This window comes from Rouxiella silvae (assembly GCF_002093625.1).
Classification (GTDB): domain Bacteria; phylum Pseudomonadota; class Gammaproteobacteria; order Enterobacterales; family Enterobacteriaceae; genus Rouxiella; species Rouxiella silvae.
Window position 1 is genome coordinate 20,620 of sequence record NZ_MRWD01000030.1, and the last position, 15,905, is coordinate 36,524.

The 15,905-nt window shown below is 50.8% G+C and carries 15 protein-coding genes and 1 riboswitch; of the genes, 10 read left to right on the plus strand and 5 right to left on the minus strand.

Features of this window, described 5'->3' with window-relative positions:
- Positions 1–38: 38 nt before the first annotated feature.
- Positions 39–1,436 (minus strand): lysine-sensitive aspartokinase 3, encoded by a 1,398-nt coding sequence (lysC, locus tag BS639_RS13375; protein ID WP_055774132.1) that lies wholly within the window; start codon positions 1,434–1,436, stop codon positions 39–41.
- 108 nt (positions 1,437–1,544) lie between these two features.
- Positions 1,545–1,735, minus strand: a riboswitch (Lysine riboswitch).
- Positions 1,736–2,006: 271 nt separating this feature from the next.
- Between lysC and pgi the strand changes: the two genes are divergently transcribed.
- From pgi to ubiA, 4 genes are all read left to right on the plus strand, one after another.
- Entirely contained in the window at positions 2,007–3,656 is a 1,650-nt protein-coding gene (gene pgi / locus BS639_RS13380; RefSeq protein WP_055774134.1) for a glucose-6-phosphate isomerase, read from the plus strand.
- Positions 3,657–3,856: 200 nt separating this feature from the next.
- The gene (gene psiE, locus BS639_RS13385; RefSeq protein ID WP_055774136.1) at positions 3,857–4,264 is read left to right on the plus strand and encodes a phosphate-starvation-inducible protein PsiE; all 408 of its coding nucleotides are present in this window, start codon (positions 3,857–3,859) and stop codon (positions 4,262–4,264) included.
- Between the two features lie 99 nt (positions 4,265–4,363).
- Positions 4,364–4,903 (plus strand): chorismate lyase, encoded by a 540-nt coding sequence (ubiC, locus tag BS639_RS13390; RefSeq protein WP_055774138.1) that lies wholly within the window; start codon positions 4,364–4,366, stop codon positions 4,901–4,903.
- A gap of 37 nt (positions 4,904–4,940) precedes the next feature.
- On the plus strand, positions 4,941–5,804 hold the full coding sequence (gene ubiA, locus BS639_RS13395) for a 4-hydroxybenzoate octaprenyltransferase (protein WP_407690307.1): 864 nt from the start codon (positions 4,941–4,943) through the stop codon (positions 5,802–5,804).
- An 89-nt stretch (positions 5,805–5,893) separates the two neighbouring features.
- Here the strand turns inward: ubiA and plsB are convergent, their stop codons facing one another.
- Positions 5,894–8,374, minus strand: a complete 2,481-nt coding sequence (gene plsB, locus BS639_RS13400; RefSeq protein ID WP_055774142.1) for a glycerol-3-phosphate 1-O-acyltransferase PlsB — start codon at positions 8,372–8,374, stop codon at positions 5,894–5,896.
- Positions 8,375–8,499: 125 nt separating this feature from the next.
- Between plsB and BS639_RS13405 the strand changes: the two genes are divergently transcribed.
- From BS639_RS13405 to BS639_RS13420, 4 genes are all read left to right on the plus strand, one after another.
- Positions 8,500–8,868 carry a diacylglycerol kinase gene (locus BS639_RS13405; protein WP_055774144.1) on the plus strand — a complete coding sequence of 123 codons (369 nt, stop codon included), beginning with the start codon at positions 8,500–8,502 and terminating at the stop codon, positions 8,866–8,868.
- A gap of 106 nt (positions 8,869–8,974) precedes the next feature.
- Positions 8,975–9,583, plus strand: a complete 609-nt coding sequence (gene lexA, locus BS639_RS13410; protein ID WP_055774146.1) for a transcriptional repressor LexA — start codon at positions 8,975–8,977, stop codon at positions 9,581–9,583.
- Between the two features lie 138 nt (positions 9,584–9,721).
- Complete coding sequence (gene dinF, locus BS639_RS13415; RefSeq protein WP_084983324.1) at positions 9,722–11,071, plus strand: MATE family efflux transporter DinF; 1,350 nt, start codon at positions 9,722–9,724, stop codon at positions 11,069–11,071.
- Positions 11,072–11,206: 135 nt separating this feature from the next.
- Positions 11,207–11,416: a CsbD family protein gene (locus BS639_RS13420; RefSeq protein ID WP_009638605.1), complete on the plus strand. Its 210-nt coding sequence runs from the start codon at positions 11,207–11,209 to the stop codon at positions 11,414–11,416.
- Between the two features lie 161 nt (positions 11,417–11,577).
- Here BS639_RS13420 and BS639_RS13425 read toward each other — a convergent pair whose 3' ends face one another.
- A complete protein-coding gene (locus BS639_RS13425; RefSeq protein ID WP_084983325.1) occupies positions 11,578–11,997 on the minus strand; it encodes a GFA family protein in 420 nt (139 codons plus the stop codon).
- 32 nt (positions 11,998–12,029) lie between these two features.
- Positions 12,030–12,539 carry a zinc uptake transcriptional repressor Zur gene (gene zur / locus BS639_RS13430; RefSeq protein ID WP_055774152.1) on the minus strand — a complete coding sequence of 170 codons (510 nt, stop codon included), beginning with the start codon at positions 12,537–12,539 and terminating at the stop codon, positions 12,030–12,032.
- Positions 12,540–12,851: 312 nt separating this feature from the next.
- Here zur and dusA point away from each other — a divergent pair, with 312 nt between their 5' ends.
- Both dusA and pspG read left to right on the plus strand, forming a co-directional pair.
- A complete protein-coding gene (dusA, locus tag BS639_RS13435; protein ID WP_139804100.1) occupies positions 12,852–13,889 on the plus strand; it encodes a tRNA dihydrouridine(20/20a) synthase DusA in 1,038 nt (345 codons plus the stop codon).
- Positions 13,890–14,092: 203 nt separating this feature from the next.
- Positions 14,093–14,329 (plus strand): envelope stress response protein PspG, encoded by a 237-nt coding sequence (gene pspG / locus BS639_RS13440; RefSeq protein ID WP_084983327.1) that lies wholly within the window; start codon positions 14,093–14,095, stop codon positions 14,327–14,329.
- Between the two features lie 382 nt (positions 14,330–14,711).
- On the opposite strand, the gene BS639_RS13445 is transcribed toward pspG, so the two are convergent.
- Positions 14,712–15,701 carry a quinone oxidoreductase gene (locus BS639_RS13445; RefSeq protein ID WP_084983328.1) on the minus strand — a complete coding sequence of 330 codons (990 nt, stop codon included), beginning with the start codon at positions 15,699–15,701 and terminating at the stop codon, positions 14,712–14,714.
- Positions 15,702–15,905 lie beyond the last annotated feature (204 nt).

A 15,905-nucleotide genomic window follows, 5' to 3' on the forward strand; every position in this document is an offset into this window, starting at 1 on the left:
GACCCGGCTTAATTATCTGGTTAACTGGAATCGATAATCTATTGATTTTGCTCGAATAGATTATGATGCAGTTTTTGAACAACCTGATTAGCATCATCGCCCGGAACCAGGAAGCACAGGTTATAGCTACTGGCACCGTAACAAATCATGCGAATGTTAAACGGGTCCAACACGCCAAAGACCTCTTTGCCCACGCCGCAGGCTTGAGAAAGCTTATTGCCAATGATTGCTATCAGCGCCAGATTCTCTTCAACTTCGACGCGGCACAGTGAAGAAAGCTCGGTCAGCAGAGAAGTGGTCAACAGGCTCTCGCCGGACGAGGTAGACCCGGTGGTATCGAGCGTCAATGCAATGCTGACTTCGGAGGTCGTTATCAAGTCCACCGAGATGTTATGACGCGCCAAGATGCTGAAAACTTCGGCCAAAAAACCTTGCGAATGCAGCATGCTCAGGCTGTGCAACGTGAGCAACGTCTGCTTGCGGCGCAGCGCCAGTGCGCGAAACAGCGGCGGATTCTCAGTGGTGTTGCAGACCAACGTTCCACCGGCGGACGGGTCTTTGCTTGAGCCCACAAACACCGGAATACCGCGGCGAACAGCGGGCAGCAGCGTGGCCGGATGCAGAACCTTGGCGCCGAAGGTGGCCATTTCAGCCGCTTCTTCAAACGCAATACGATCAATGCGTTTAGCGGCCGGGACCAGACGGGGATCGGTGGTGTAAATGCCCGGAACGTCGGTCCAGATATCAACGCGAGACGCGTGCAGCGCTTCACCCAGCAGGGCTGCGGTGTAATCACTGCCGCCGCGACCCAGCGTAGTCGTGCGGCCTTTAGGTTCTGAGCCAATAAAGCCCTGAGTAATAATCAGTGCTTCCTTCAGACGTGGCAGCAGCTGTTGGCTTGCCAGTTCATACAGTGTCTGAGTATCTGGCTCGGCGCGGCCAAAGCGGTCATTGGTGCGCATGATTTTGCGCACGTCAAACCACTCGGCAGAAACGTTGCGCTGGCGAAGGATTTCGACAAATAGCAGCGTCGACATCATTTCACCGTGGCTGACCAGTTCATCGGTCAATGCACTCGAGGTGGCAAGGCTTGCCGCTTCGGAAAGCATGCTGATGTTTTCCAGCATCCGCTCTATCTCTTCATGGATAACCTCAGGCTTGTCCAGGCGGTCGATAATAGCGTTTTGGATACGGCGAATTTCGTCGAGCAGGAATACGCGGCGCGTGCTGTCGGAACCTTCGGCCAGTTCAACCAGCAGATTCGTTACGCCAGCAGAGGCGGAGAGTACGACGACTCGAACATCAGGATTGGAGAGTACAACGTCGGCGCTGCGGTTCATCGCTTCGAAGTCCGCCACGCTGGTGCCACCAAATTTGGCAATGACCGTGCTGCTCAAAGGCGTCGGGTCGGCGTTGCGGATTGTTGCTTGATTCATTTAAAACCTCGTGTCAGGGTCGCCATGTTTATGACGGCCTTTTTAATTGCATATTCCTTGGCACAAGGGTAGAGCGGGAAACGGGAGCAGACGTAGAGATGCTACGATACACCCAGAAGCGCCCCACCATGCCAATAGCTCACAGAGCTATAGCGGTGACAACCCAGAGGATTCAGCCCCTGTAGTCGATCTTTTCCCAACCGTTGGGTGTCTGACCTCGGCGTCGCACCCCATAATGCACCTTCGCAGGATACGGTTCCTCCGATACATTGCCTGGGCGACGCGCCTCTTCTGGCTTACGCGCGCGGACGCGTATAAGTTAGGTGCCTAGAATTACTGGTTCTGCGCCATCTGTCAACGATCGCGCGGCATCTGTCTCACATTTTGAAAGATTGTCATCTATTATTGATTGCGGTATTTGTCTATGCGGCGCATTGCCAACAGTTATTGCCTATTGCAAGAAACGCAAGAAAAGGCATCTAAACTTGTAAAATACCGGATACAATCAAGGCAGTTGCGCTAAATAATAGTCAAGATGTCACCTTACATTCTCAGCCTAAGAGCATTGCTATGAAAAATATCAATCCAACTAAAACCGCTGCCTGGCAGGCCCTGCAGCAGCATTTCGACCAAGTTAAAGATGTGCAAATCAGTCAGCTGTTCGCTGAAGATAGCGATCGCTTCGCCAAGTTTTCTGCGACCTTCGACGATCAAATTCTGATCGACTTCTCTAAAAACCGCATCACGGCAGAAACGCTTGAAAAACTGCATGCGCTGGCCAAAGAGACCAGTCTGCAGGACGCCATCAAGTCGATGTTCTCAGGTGAGAAAATTAACCGTACGGAAGACCGCGCCGTGCTGCACGTTGCCCTGCGTAACCGCAGCAATACGCCAATTGTGGTTGATGGCAAAGACGTAATGCCAGAAGTGAACGCCGTACTGGCCAAAATCAAAGGCTTCACCGAACGTGTGATCGGCGGAAGTTGGAAGGGCTACACCGGCAAGCCAATTACTGACATCGTTAACATCGGTATCGGTGGTTCAGACTTGGGGCCTTTCATGGTGACCGAAGCGCTGCGTCCTTATAAAAACCATTTAAATATGCACTTTGTTTCCAACGTTGACGGCACGCACATCGCCGAAACGCTGAAACCGTTGGATCCAGAAACCACGCTGTTCCTGGTGGCATCAAAAACCTTCACCACGCAAGAAACCATGACCAACGCCCACAGCGCGCGCGACTGGTTCCTGCAAACTGCCGGTGATGAGCAGCACGTTGCCAAGCATTTCGCCGCGCTTTCTACTAACGGTAAAGCCGTGGCCGAGTTCGGCATTGATACCGACAACATGTTCGAGTTCTGGGACTGGGTGGGCGGTCGTTATTCTCTTTGGTCTGCGATTGGTCTGTCGATTGCCCTTTCAGTAGGCTTCGAAAACTTCGAACAGCTGCTGAGCGGCGCGCATGCGATGGATAAACACTTCGCCGAAACGCCTGCCGAGAAAAACTTGCCAATTATTCTGGCACTGATCGGTATCTGGTATAACGATTTCTACGGCACTGAAACCGAAGCAATTCTGCCATACGACCAGTACATGCACCGTTTTGCTGCCTATTTCCAACAGGGAAATATGGAATCCAACGGCAAATACGTTGACCGCAACGGCGATGCCGTGGACTACCAGACGGGCCCAATCATCTGGGGCGAGCCGGGCACCAACGGACAGCACGCTTTTTATCAGCTGATTCACCAGGGTACTAAAATCGTCCCTTGTGATTTCATCGCACCGGCGGTAAGCCATAATGCGTTAAGCGATCATCACGCCAAACTGCTGTCCAACTTCTTCGCGCAAACTGAGGCGCTGGCCTTTGGTAAATCGCTGGACGTGGTTGAGGAAGAGTTTGCTGCACAGGGCAAAAAGCCTGAAGACGTTAAACACGTGGCGCCTTTCAAAGTGTTTGAAGGCAACCGCCCAACTAACTCTATTCTGCTGCGTGAGATTACCCCGTTCAGCCTGGGCGCACTGATTGCGCTGTATGAGCATAAAATCTTTACTCAGGGCGCTATCCTCAATATCTATACCTTCGACCAATGGGGCGTAGAATTAGGCAAGCAGCTGGCAAACCGTATCCTGCCTGAGCTTGAAGGCAGTGAGAACGTGACCGGCCACGACAGTTCTACCAACGGTTTAATCAACCGCTTTAAAAACTGGCGTGCCTAAGAACTTTCTCCAGCAATAATGTGTGATTTGCTGGGTTAATTGTTCGCAGCTTGAAGGGCTAACTGTTTGTCAGTTAGCCCTTTTTATTTTGAAAGAAACGATAACCAAAAAGAAGATTACAGCAAAAACATCCGCCTTTACCCTTTTGAACGCTGTGGTATTCTTCTGCCATTCAACATCAAAAGTGGGATCTACATCACATGGCAGGATCTAAAAAGGCAACGATGATTGCGGTCATCATGCAGCGAATTTTAAACGTTTTTCTATTGGGGCTGGCGGCAATTTTAATGCTGTTCCTGGGGCGAGAAACGTATCATTTGGCTCTGGTATTGTTCGTTAATAACGACGAATCCTCGTCTTATATGCTGATTGAAGGCATTGTTATTTACTTCCTGTACTTTGAGTTTATTGCCCTGATAGTTAAGTACTTTGCGTCGGGATACCATTTCCCTTTGCGTTACTTCGTCTATATCGCGATCACGGCGATTATTCGCTTTATCATCGTCGACCACAAAAGTCCGATTGATACTCTACTTTATACCGCCGCAATTTTGGTGCTGGTTGTTACCCTTTATTTGGCTAACGGTGAACGCCTGAAACGTGAGTAAATGTTCTCCTCGGCGGGATTACCGCCGGGGGAATCTGCGCTAGAATGCCAGCCTTAATTTCTTTTGTGGTAGAGATTTCTACCCACTCGGAGTGCGTTGATGTCTGAGTCTTATGTTCCCTTTCCGGATGCTATTCACTGGTTTGAATTCTCTTCCGACGTCCCTCCCTCGGTCGTAGACTGGCTGCTGGAAATGGGGTCGATGACGCGTCGTTTTGAACAGCACTGTTCCACCGTCAGCGTGACCCCGCAGAAAGAGTGTTTCATTGAACACCACCAGTTAAGCAAAGAAGAGGCCGAGCAACTGCCGATGAGTGAGCGCTACTGGCTGCGCGAAATCGTCCTTTTTGGTGATGATGTGCCCTGGCTGCTGGGCCGCACGGTTATTCCACTCGAAACGCTGACTGGAGACGATCAGGCGCTGGTGGACTTGGGAACCTTGCCACTTGGGCGCTATTTATTTAGCGGCAATCATCTGAGCCGTGACTATATTCATCTGGGGCAGCAGGCTAAATACTGGGCCCGGCGGTCTCGTCTGAGGCTTTCAGACAAGCCACTGCTGCTGACCGAAATTTTCTTGCCTGCTTCGCCTGTGTACGCGAGTGGCGACGATGCGGTAAAACCAACGACAGAAAAGTAATGCTGTAAGGGAGAAGATCAAGTTGATGGGGACTGTGATGCAGGGACAATGGCGTGATTATTGCCGGCTGATGCGAATTGATAAGCCGATTGGTTCGCTGCTTTTAATGTGGCCGACGCTGTGGGCGCTGTGGCTGGCCAGCGGCGGTATGCCGCCGCTCAAGATTCTGATTGTCTTTGTTCTGGGTGTATTTTTCATGCGCGCGGCGGGGTGTGTCATCAATGATTATGCCGATAGGAAGGTTGACGGGCACGTGAAGCGTACCGCTGGCCGCCCGTTACCGAGTGGCGCAATCACCAGCGCGCAGGCCAAGATGCTGTTTGCTGCGCTGATTCTGCTGTCATTCTGCCTGGTGCTGTTGTTAAACGGAAAAACCATTCTGCTGTCGCTGGGCGGATTGGCATTGGCGTGGATCTATCCGTTTATGAAGCGTGTGAGTAACCTGCCTCAGGTGGTGCTGGGCGCGGCATTTGGTTGGGCTATCCCGATGGCCTACATGGCCGTGAGCGAAGCTGTGCCGCTGAGCTGTTGGCTGCTATTTTTGGCTAATATTTGTTGGACTGTTGCCTACGATACTCAGTACGCGATGGTAGACAGGGACGATGACCTTAGGATAGGCGTGAAATCTACCGCGATTCTTTTTGGCCGCTACGACAACCTGATTAACGGGCTTTTGCAGCTGGCAACGCTGGTGTTAATGGCGACTGTGGGTCATCTCAACCAGCTTGGTGCCCCGTTTTATTGGTCGCTGCTGCTTGCCGCTTGCCTGTTTGTACATCAGCAGAAAATCACGGCAAAGCGCCAGCGCGAGCAGTGTTTTCAGGCCTTTCGCAATAACAATTACGTCGGCATGGTAATGTTTATCGGCATCTTGCTGAGCTACTCAATGGCCGGCGGCTAGCCAGTCCTGTAAAAAGAAAACCCCGATGCGCATTGAAGCGATCGGGGTTTTTTTTGTGCCATACAGTGACGACGCGAATATAAAGTCGATTAGTGGTCGGTATCTCTAACGTCGATTTTAGCTTCGGCCGGAGGCTCGGTCGCCACCGGTAATTCAGAAGGCATGCCTGCGCTTTCAATCGTCAGTCGAATGTCTGGCGTAATCAAGTCACTGAGAATGGTATAGATTTCACGGGTATGTTCCGGAATAGCATCACCAATATCATTGATATAGCCTTCATCGCGCAACGTGCCGACCAGCGTAGTAAATACTGCCTTGTCGAAGAACTCCGGAGCGTTGATACCATGCAGCACCGACAGACGCTGTGCCATGATACGACTCTCTTTTTCCAGCGCGCCACGGCTGATACTTGGATTATTGCTCAGCAGCGACAGGGTAATCGCATAGCGTTGCAATGTTTCACGCACGCCCGCAGCCAACAACTGTAGAGGCCTGCTGCGCAGAGGATTCAGTGTAAGCTGTTCACCTTCGACCACGATCAGCCCCTGACGTGCAAGTTCGGCGCTGAGAACGTCAAGCACCTGCGGCAACTGCTCTTTACCGTAGTGCATAAACAGTTCGGCTTTTATCATTGGATAAATCAGCTCGACCTGACGCAGAAGCTCGGACTTACTCACCTCGCGGTGGTGCATCAAAATACTTGCTATCAGAGATGGCATCACCAGAAGGTGATGAATATTGTTGCGATAATAGGTCATCAGTACTGCCTGTTCGCGCGGCAGGATGATGATATCGCCAATATTGTCCTTCTCGACCTGGAACTTGTTCATATTCAGTGCGTGGTCGAGCAGTCGATCGGCTGTGAGGTCCGGCACGGTTGAGTCAGCGGTGTAAGGCACATTGCGCAAAAGCTGCAGATAGCAATCCAGCTGTTCAATCAGCTGCTCGCGGGTCAATGAGCGCTGACGGGATGCCAGCAGCGCCGTACAGCACAGGTTCATGGCATTGGCAGCCGCCGAGTTGTTGATTCGAACCATTATTTTGTCGGCAATATCCTGCACAGTCGGTGTCAGCCAGCTTGGGCGATGTGCTTCGATAGGGTCTATCGCATCGCGCCACTGGGGAACGTTCTGGTTAAGATACGGTGTCAAATGCAGCGGCTCGCCAAAGTTGACATAGCCCTGACCCAGGTTGCGCAATTTACGCAACCCGTTGATCATCTGAAGGAAGCTTTCTTTCTCTTTGGTGGCTCCGCGCAGCTCTTTCGCATAGGTGCCCACTTCCATCACGTGTTCGTATCCGATGTAAATCGGCACCAGTGTTATAGGACGCGATCCGCCGCGCAGCATAGCTTGAATGGTCATCGCCAAGGTGCCGGTTTTAGGTTCGAGCAGACGGCCGGTGCGTGAGCGACCTCCTTCAACGAAGTACTCGACGGAATAGCCGCGGCTAAACAGTTCACCCAAGTACTCACGGAAAACCGTGGCGTAAAGTTTATTCCCTTTGAAGGTTCGACGAATAAAGAACGCACCCAAGCGGCGGAAGATAGGTCCCGCTGGCCAGAAGTTGAGGTTGATACCTGCCGCAATATGTGGCGGAACCAATCCTTGATGATAAAGCACGTAAGAGAGCAGCAGGTAGTCCATATGGCTGCGGTGGCAGGGCACATAAACGATTTCCTGACCGTCCTGGGCAAGCTGACGTACGCGCTCGGCGTTGTTAACGTTGATGCCTTTATAAAGACGGTTCCAGGTCCAGCTTAATACGCGGTCAGAGAGGCGAACCGCCTCATAACTGAAGTTAGCAGCAATTTCTTCCATTAAGGCGATAGCGTTTTGCTGTGCCTTGTCGTGGGAGATCTTTTTGGTGCGCGCTTCGTCTTCAACCGCTTTCTCAATGGCTTTTGAGGCTAAAAGCTTGTTAAACAAATCCTGACGAACCGGCAGGCGCGGGCCCACCGCGGCCAAACGCTGGCGCGAGAAATGCATACGCGCCACGCGGGCAAGTTTGTGGGCAATGATTTTATCGGTGCCGTGCTGGGTTGCCATATCGCGAAGCGATACCGTGTTCGAGAAACGCACAAAGCTGTCGCGGCCGAGCCAGAGCACGGCAAAGAATTTTTGTACGCCGTTCAAGACACGAAGATGCGGCGCGTCCTGACCTTCGCGACCCGGCGCACGACCAAACATAACCGAGACCGGCAGCATCTGAATATCCAAGTTAGGGTTATTGCGATGCAGGTCGAGATAGTCGTGGAAAAGTTTTACTGACTCTTGTTTGGGCTGATAATAGGAAAATACGCGCGGCCCTTCACCAATAAAAACGTGGCTTGGCAGGTGTACGCCGTCTATTTCTAGCGGAATAAGAGGATCGGGCAAGTTCTGCGCGAGGCATTGAACCCGTAGAGTAAGCAGATCGGCCTTGGAGTTATAAGGCAAAACGTACAGAATTGGGCGAGTTGGATCTAAACGCAACTCCGTCACCGGATCTGTAGGTATGACCTTGCTTCTTACCAGCAATTTTAGCGGTAAATTCAATAGGGTATAATAAAGTCTACGCCATCCTGACATAAAAAACGTAAAGCCTCTTGTTAGCAATTCGCCGCAAGGATACCAGAAACCCGGTATGAGATCTGTGGTGATAGGACAACGGATTCAGGCTAAAATGCCCCAAAATCACTCTAAGACGCAAAATAATGTCAAATCAAGTTACGGGATTGACCCGAATCTACAAGGCCGCAGGTTACTCCTTAAAGGGATTAACCGCGGCCTGGAAAAACGAAGCTGCATTTCGTCAGGAAGCCATTGTCGTGGTGCCTGCCATCTTACTGTCATTTTACCTGGATGTGAGCAGCATCGAGCGTATTTTAATGATTGGTTCACTGATTTTAGTCTTGGTTGCTGAATTATTAAACAGTGCAGTAGAAGCCGCCATCGACCGCATAGGACCGGAATTTCACACGCTTTCTGGCCGCGCCAAAGACATGGGGTCGGCCGCCGTTCTCATTACCATTGTTTTTGCCATTTTCACTTGGGCAACTATCCTAGTGCCGCGCTGGCTCTGAATGTTTTAAATATTCTTAATGTCTGTTTTTGTTCACTCTTAGGTTTTAATTCACCCATTACCTGTATATACTCACAGCTGGACTGTATAAACAACCAGGGGGCGGAATGAAAGCACTAACGACCAGACAACAAGAGGTCTATGACCTTATTCGCGATCATATCTCCACCACCGGTATGCCGCCAACTCGTGCCGAGATTGCCACACGTCTGGGTTTTCGTTCCCCTAACGCGGCAGAAGAACATCTTAAGGCACTGGCGCGCAAGGGCGTAATCGAGATTATCTCCGGTGCTTCTCGCGGCATTCGCCTGCTGATGGAAGAAGAAGAAGGCCTGCCACTGATTGGCCGCGTTGCCGCTGGCGAGCCTTTACTGGCTACTCAGCACATTGAAGCGCATTATCAGGTTGATCCTGCCATGTTCAAACCTAACGCTGACTTCCTGCTGCGCGTAAGCGGTATGTCGATGCGCGATATTGGTATTCTCGATGGCGATCTGCTGGCGGTTCACAAAACGCAGGACGTTCGCAACGGTCAGGTTGTTGTTGCGCGCATCGATGACGAAGTCACGGTTAAGCGTCTTAAGCGACAGGGTAATACCGTACAGCTGCTTCCAGAAAACAGTGAGTTCGAACCTATTGTGGTCGACCTACGTCAACAAAGCTTCAGCATTGAAGGTCTTGCGGTCGGCGTGATTCGCAATGGTGATTGGATCTAACATTTGCAGTCAGGATCTGGCCATTCGTTCGGCATATATTCCCTGCCAGCAAACGCTTGCCGTTTGCCCATCGCCCCTTAATTGGGGCGATATTGTTTTTGTCCCGAATTGTTATCTCAGCCTGGGTTTTTAGCCATTATGCGATCGCTTTTCAGCTTGCCTGCACTCAAAAAAACCTTTTTCAGCCCAGCCGACAAGGCCCTATGGCTGCTTGCGCTGCCGATGATCTTCTCAAACATTACCGTGCCTTTACTGGGGCTGGTGGACACCGCCGTCATAGGCCATCTCGACAGTCCCGATTATCTTGGCGGCGTTGCGGTGGGTTCAATGGTCACTAGCTTCCTGTTTATGCTGTTGCTGTTTTTACGCATGAGCACCACAGGGCTGACAGCGCAGGCATTGGGAGCAAAAGATAACGTCCTGTTAGCACGCGCTTTCGTCCAGCCGTTTATGTTAGCCATGATTGCCGGCGTGTTGATTTTCCTGTTTCGCCATCCATTGATTTCATTGGCCTTGAGCATTGTCGGCGGCAGTCAGGCGGTTTTGGATCAGGCCGAGATCTTTCTTTCTATTCGCTGGTACAGCGCGCCGGCTTCACTGGCAAACTTGGTAATTCTAGGTTGGCTATTGGGTATTCAGTACGTCAGAGCGCCGGTGATTATGCTAATCGCCGGAAATTTGCTGAACGTCGTGCTCGACCTGTGGCTGGTGATGGGGCTTGGGTGGAATGTTAAAGGCGCCGCCGTGGCGACCGCCTGTTCAGAATATGCCACCTTGGCACTTGGACTATGGTTGGTTTCAATTGTAATGAGAAGGCGGGGGATCAGTTTTAGCCTCTTAAAACAGTCTTGGCGGGGAAATCTGCGCCAGCTGATTACGCTTAATCGTGACATCATGCTGCGCTCGCTGCTGCTTCAACTGTGTTTTGCTTCTTTGACCATCCTCGGTGCGCGCTTAGGCAGTGAGATTGTTGCCGTAAACGCCGTATTAATGAACCTGCTGACCTTCACCGCCTTTGCTTTAGACGGCTTCGCCTATGCGGTAGAGGCTCATTCCGGTGAGGCATTTGGTGCCAAAAATAAAAGCCGGCTGTTGCACGTTTGGCACGCCGCTTGCCGTCAGGCAGGGCTGGTGGCACTGATGTTTGCCGTCGTTTATGCGTTGGCCGGAGAGCATATTGTCAACTTGCTGACATCTCTACCCGAGCTTCGGGCGCAGGCAGACCGCTATTTAAATTGGCAAATCATTTTACCTCTGGTTGGCGTGTGGTGTTATTTACTCGACGGCATGTTTATCGGTGCTACTCGCGGACGTGAAATGCGCAACAGTATGGCGATCGCCGCGCTCGGCTATGCTCTGTCGCTGCTGGCGTTGCCCGCTTTGGGTAATCACGCGCTGTGGTTGGCGGTGGCGGTATTTTTATCCCTAAGGGGGCTGGCCTTAGGATGGATTTGGCGTCGCCATTGGCGTCATGATACATGGTTTTAAATTCTTTAGATTAATCCTAGTTATACGCTTTATTACTGCTTTAACCTGAATTATTGAAATCCTCTACTACAATTAGAACTGTTGATAAGCATTTATCAAATGCAGTCAAACCTAAGCTAATCAGGAGAGTTGATGATGAATAAGGACCAAGCAGACGGTAACTGGAAGCAGTTTAAAGGCAAAGTGAAAGAAAAATGGGGTAAGTTGACCGATGATGACCTGACCGTCGTTGAAGGTAAGCGCGATCAGCTTGTCGGCAAGATTCAGGAAAGATATGGATATCAGAAAGAAGAGGCTGAAAAGGAAGTTAAGTCCTGGGAATCAGACCATAAATACCACTGGTAGAAGGTGATTCTCCCCGAATCTGCATCCTGAGCATTAAGCTGCTCCTACCCAAGACGCTTTTCAGGATGCAGGGTACAAGGACGTACCCAACCATTTACCGACTTTAGCCCCCCCTTGAGCCATTTCTCCCCATCAAATAGTCAACTCGTCTCACCGATAATTCATTCATCCGTTGCAGTAAATCTTAGATATCCCGCAATGAGTGCACCGCTTTTGGAATCAGCGGGATGACTTCTGCCGTTCAATACAGGTACTTCAGCGAAATCAAACGGAGAAACGCCTTCTAGGCAGGCTACGTTAACGCCGTATTGCGTAGGATTGGACCGACGTTGATGGTGGGTGTAAATGCCGCAAGTTGAGCAAAAGTAGTGTTTGGCCGTTTTGGTATTGAAGCTGTACTCGATCAGTTTTTCCTGCCCTTGAGTGAAACTAATATCTTTCAGGTCTGCCGACACGGCAACAGCTCCGCGCATGCGGCAAAGCGAGCAATCGCAGCGTCTGATGGTGTTAAACCCGTCGGTAAGTTTGACGTTAAACTTTACAGCGCCACAGTGACAGCTGGCCTTGAAGATATCTCGCATCACTTTTCCTCAGCTGAAATTGAACGCGTTGTTTATCGCTTTTTAACTGCAATGCTGTGGTCGTGTTCGCAATGGTCATGGCTTTCACAGGATTCAATCACTGAACAGTCGGAGCACAGCCCGTGTGCTTCAACCACGGAATGACGCAGCACAAAACCTGAGTCTTTAGCCAGCTTGCTTAAACGTTCTTCGATGCCGTCGGTGGTTTTTTCGGTGACAAAACCGCAGCGATCGCAGATAAACAGGGCAGACGTGTGGCTTGGTTCCTCAAAGTGGTGACAGACAACATAGCTGTTTGCCGACTCAACCCGATGAATAAAACCTTGTTCCAAAAGGAAATCGAGAGCGCGATAAACTGTTGGGGGCTTGGCCTGCGGCTCCGTTTTACGCAACAGGTCGAGCAGGTCGTAGGCGCTGATGGCCCCAGGTTGTTGCGTCATTAAACGCAATACTTCGAGCCGCTGCGGGGTAAGCCGTACGCTACGTTGCTGACAAAGATGCTCAGCCTGAATGAGGATATTTTCCGTAGTGGTTGGGTTCATCGCGACGTCTCTGCATAAAAAGAGTGCTGATTTTATCATGCTTCTGTCTATTCGCCGAGACCTGACCCGCAGTTACTTCGTTCTGAATGCGTACCAGCCAGTCGTGCTATTAACAGTATTAGGTCACTCTGGCGTAATTTTTCTGCCCCCGCCAGAGCATTGGCGCGTCAGCACGTACCCGCACAACTATGGTATAGTGAGCGATACTTCCGCTAATTCCTGTATCCGAGTGCACCCTGTTATGTGTGCTGCATGGTGTACTGAGAAAGCATCAATTAGCCTAAATAGATAAAAATGCACGAAAATACAGAAATGAACACCTTATCCCATCGCGGTGAAACCCCCATCACGACGCAAAAATACAGCGCACAGCGTTTTTCTATCGCGCCCATGCTGGACTGGACCGATCGCCACTGCCGCCACTTTCATCGCATAATGAGCGGCGAAGCGCTGCTGTATACCGAAATGGTCACCACCGGCGCTATTATTCACGGTAAGGGTGATTATCTGGCGTTTGGCGAGCAGGAGCATCCTATTGCTCTGCAACTCGGCGGCAGCAATCCCCAAGATTTAGCCACCTGCGCCAAGCTGGCCGAGGAACGCGGCTATGACGAAATCAACCTTAATGTGGGGTGTCCTTCCGATCGCGTACAAAACGGCATGTTTGGTGCCTGCCTCATGGCGCAGGCTTCCTTGGTCGCCGACTGTATCAAAGCAATGCGCGACGTGGTGTCTATCCCCGTAACGGTAAAAACCCGCATCGGTATTGATGAACTCGACAGCTACGCGTTTCTTTGCGACTTTGTGCAGCAGGTTTCTGAGCACGGCGGCTGCGATACTTTTATCATCCATGCGCGCAAGGCCTGGCTTTCCGGATTGAGTCCAAAGGAAAACCGCGAAGTCCCGCCGCTCGACTATCCGCGCGTTTATCAGCTCAAGCAGGATTTTCCACACCTGACCATGGCAATCAATGGCGGTATCAAATCGCTGGATGAGGCAAAGCAGCATCTGCAACATATGGATGGCGTGATGATCGGTCGTGAAGCCTATCAAAATCCGTCCATGCTGCTAGAGGTTGACCGCGAACTGTTTGGCAGCCAGAAATCGGCACTGACAGGTCCTGAGGTGATCCGCGCGCTCTATCCCTATATTGAAGCGGAACTTTCAAAAGGCACCTACCTCGGCCACATTACGCGACACATTCTGGGCATTTTCCAAGGTATTCCTGGCGCTCGCCAGTGGCGCAGGCATTTGAGTGAAAATGCGCACAAGCCAGGGGCTGGAATCGACGTCGTTGAGCAGGCCTTGTCGATGGTGACCCGTCCGCAAATGGCCACGACTGAAGCGTGATTTTATTGCAGGCTTGAGTGATTTCACCAATTGTTGGTTTTTTTGACCAAAGAATATATCCCGCTGAAACGGCGGGATATGCAACATATTGATATATAAAGATTTAAATAATATTCCGCACTGGCACGTTTCTTGATACATCTCTCGGTAGAACGTCTTATCAGTCATGTCTGTCGACACTGTTTTTCCTGAGGAGTATTGCCATGTTGGAAATTTTATTCGTACTCGGTTTTTTCTTTATGCTATTGCTGACCGGTATTTCATTGCTGGGGATGGTTGCTGCGTTAGTGGTGGCGTTTGCCGTAATGATGTTGGGTGGACTGCTGGCAGTTGTTATAAAAATGTTACCTTGGCTTATTCTGGCGGTAGTGATTGTGTGGATTTATCGCGCCTTCAAGCAGCCTGAAAAACCACGTTATAACCGCAGACGCTTTCGTTAAGCATGCTGTATTTGCTGACTAAAATATAAACGCCAACCTTATCAGCGGGATAAATTCTCCATCGGGAATGCGGAAAATGTAAGACCTCAGGCATAACTTTTACTTATGTGGGCTCGATCACAGGTTGAGTGATAAAGTGCTTTCGCAATCAATTAATCATATTTTTTAACATTGGTGGCTGCTAGGATGGGCATATCGTGACAGACGACAAGCTTTCATCCGATCTGGTGAGCTCTAAAATAGTTGCTTAAGCAACATCGCCACCCGATTTACCTTGCAGTAACCTACAGGCAGTACCGTTCTGAACTCAACATGATTGACGCCAGAACAGCATAAGAGGGCTCCCTAACCGGAGCCCTCTTTGCTTTTAGGCAAAACCCGGTTATTGACCTGGGATCAGCAGGCTTGAGCCAGTTGTGGCGCGGCTTTCCAGCGTTTCGTGTGCCTTGCGTGCCTGAGATAGCGGAAATTTCTGCGTATCTTTTACGTCAACTTTAATAGCGCCGCTGGCAATCAGCGAGAAAAGCTCCTCACTGGCGGCCGTCAATTCTTCGTAATTTGTGACGTAATTATTGAGGGAAGGGCGCGTGACGTACAGCGACCCTTTTTGATTCAAGATGCCGAGGTCTACGCCGGTTACCGGACCTGAAGCGTTGCCAAAGCTCACCAGCAGGCCCTGACGTTTCAGGCTGTTGAGCGAGTCCAGCCAGGTGCTTTTACCCACCGAGTCATACACTACCGACACTTTCTCCCCTTGAGTCAGTTCGGCAACGCGGGCGGCGATGTCTTCGGTTTGATAATTGATCGTTGCCCATGCTCCCGCTTCTTTAGCGAGCACCGCTTTTTCATCGGAACCGACGGTACCAATCAGTTTGGCACCCAACGCCTTGGCCCATTGGCAGGCGATCAGCCCTACGCCGCCCGCTGCAGCCTGAAACAGGAAGACGTCACCCGCTTTCACTTTATAAGTTTGGCGGAATAAATACTGTACCGTCAGTCCCTTAAGGAAGGCAGCCGCGGCCTGTTCAAAACTGATGGCATCAGGCAGTACAAAGACCTTTTGCCCTGAAACATTATGGATTTCGCTGTAGGAACCGAGTGGAGACTGGGCGTATACCACGCGGTCACCCACCTTAACGTGCTTAACCTCGGCACCGACTTTAGTGACGACACCTGCGGCTTCGGTCCCCAAACCTGATGGCAGCGAGGCGGTGGGATAAAGACCGCTGCGCACATAGGTATCGATATAATTGATGCCTATCGCCTTGTTCTCGACTTGAACTTCGCCCGCCGCCGGATCTTGTGGTTCAAAATCAACATATTCCAAGACTTCCGGACCGCCCGTGGCGCTAAATTGAATACGCTTAGCCATCTTTTATCCTCGTTATAAAGTGTGATTTTTACCCTACGCTAATTGATTGGGCTTTCCTAGTCGGCAAGTGCTGCTGTTAAGACCGTTTGGAAATGAGGCATCACAAGGAATTATAATTGGGTATACTGACGCGTTATTAGCGTTCGCTCTGACCGTCAGCCAGACGGTACCAAGCCAGTTATTTATAGTAGGAAAGCATTCACC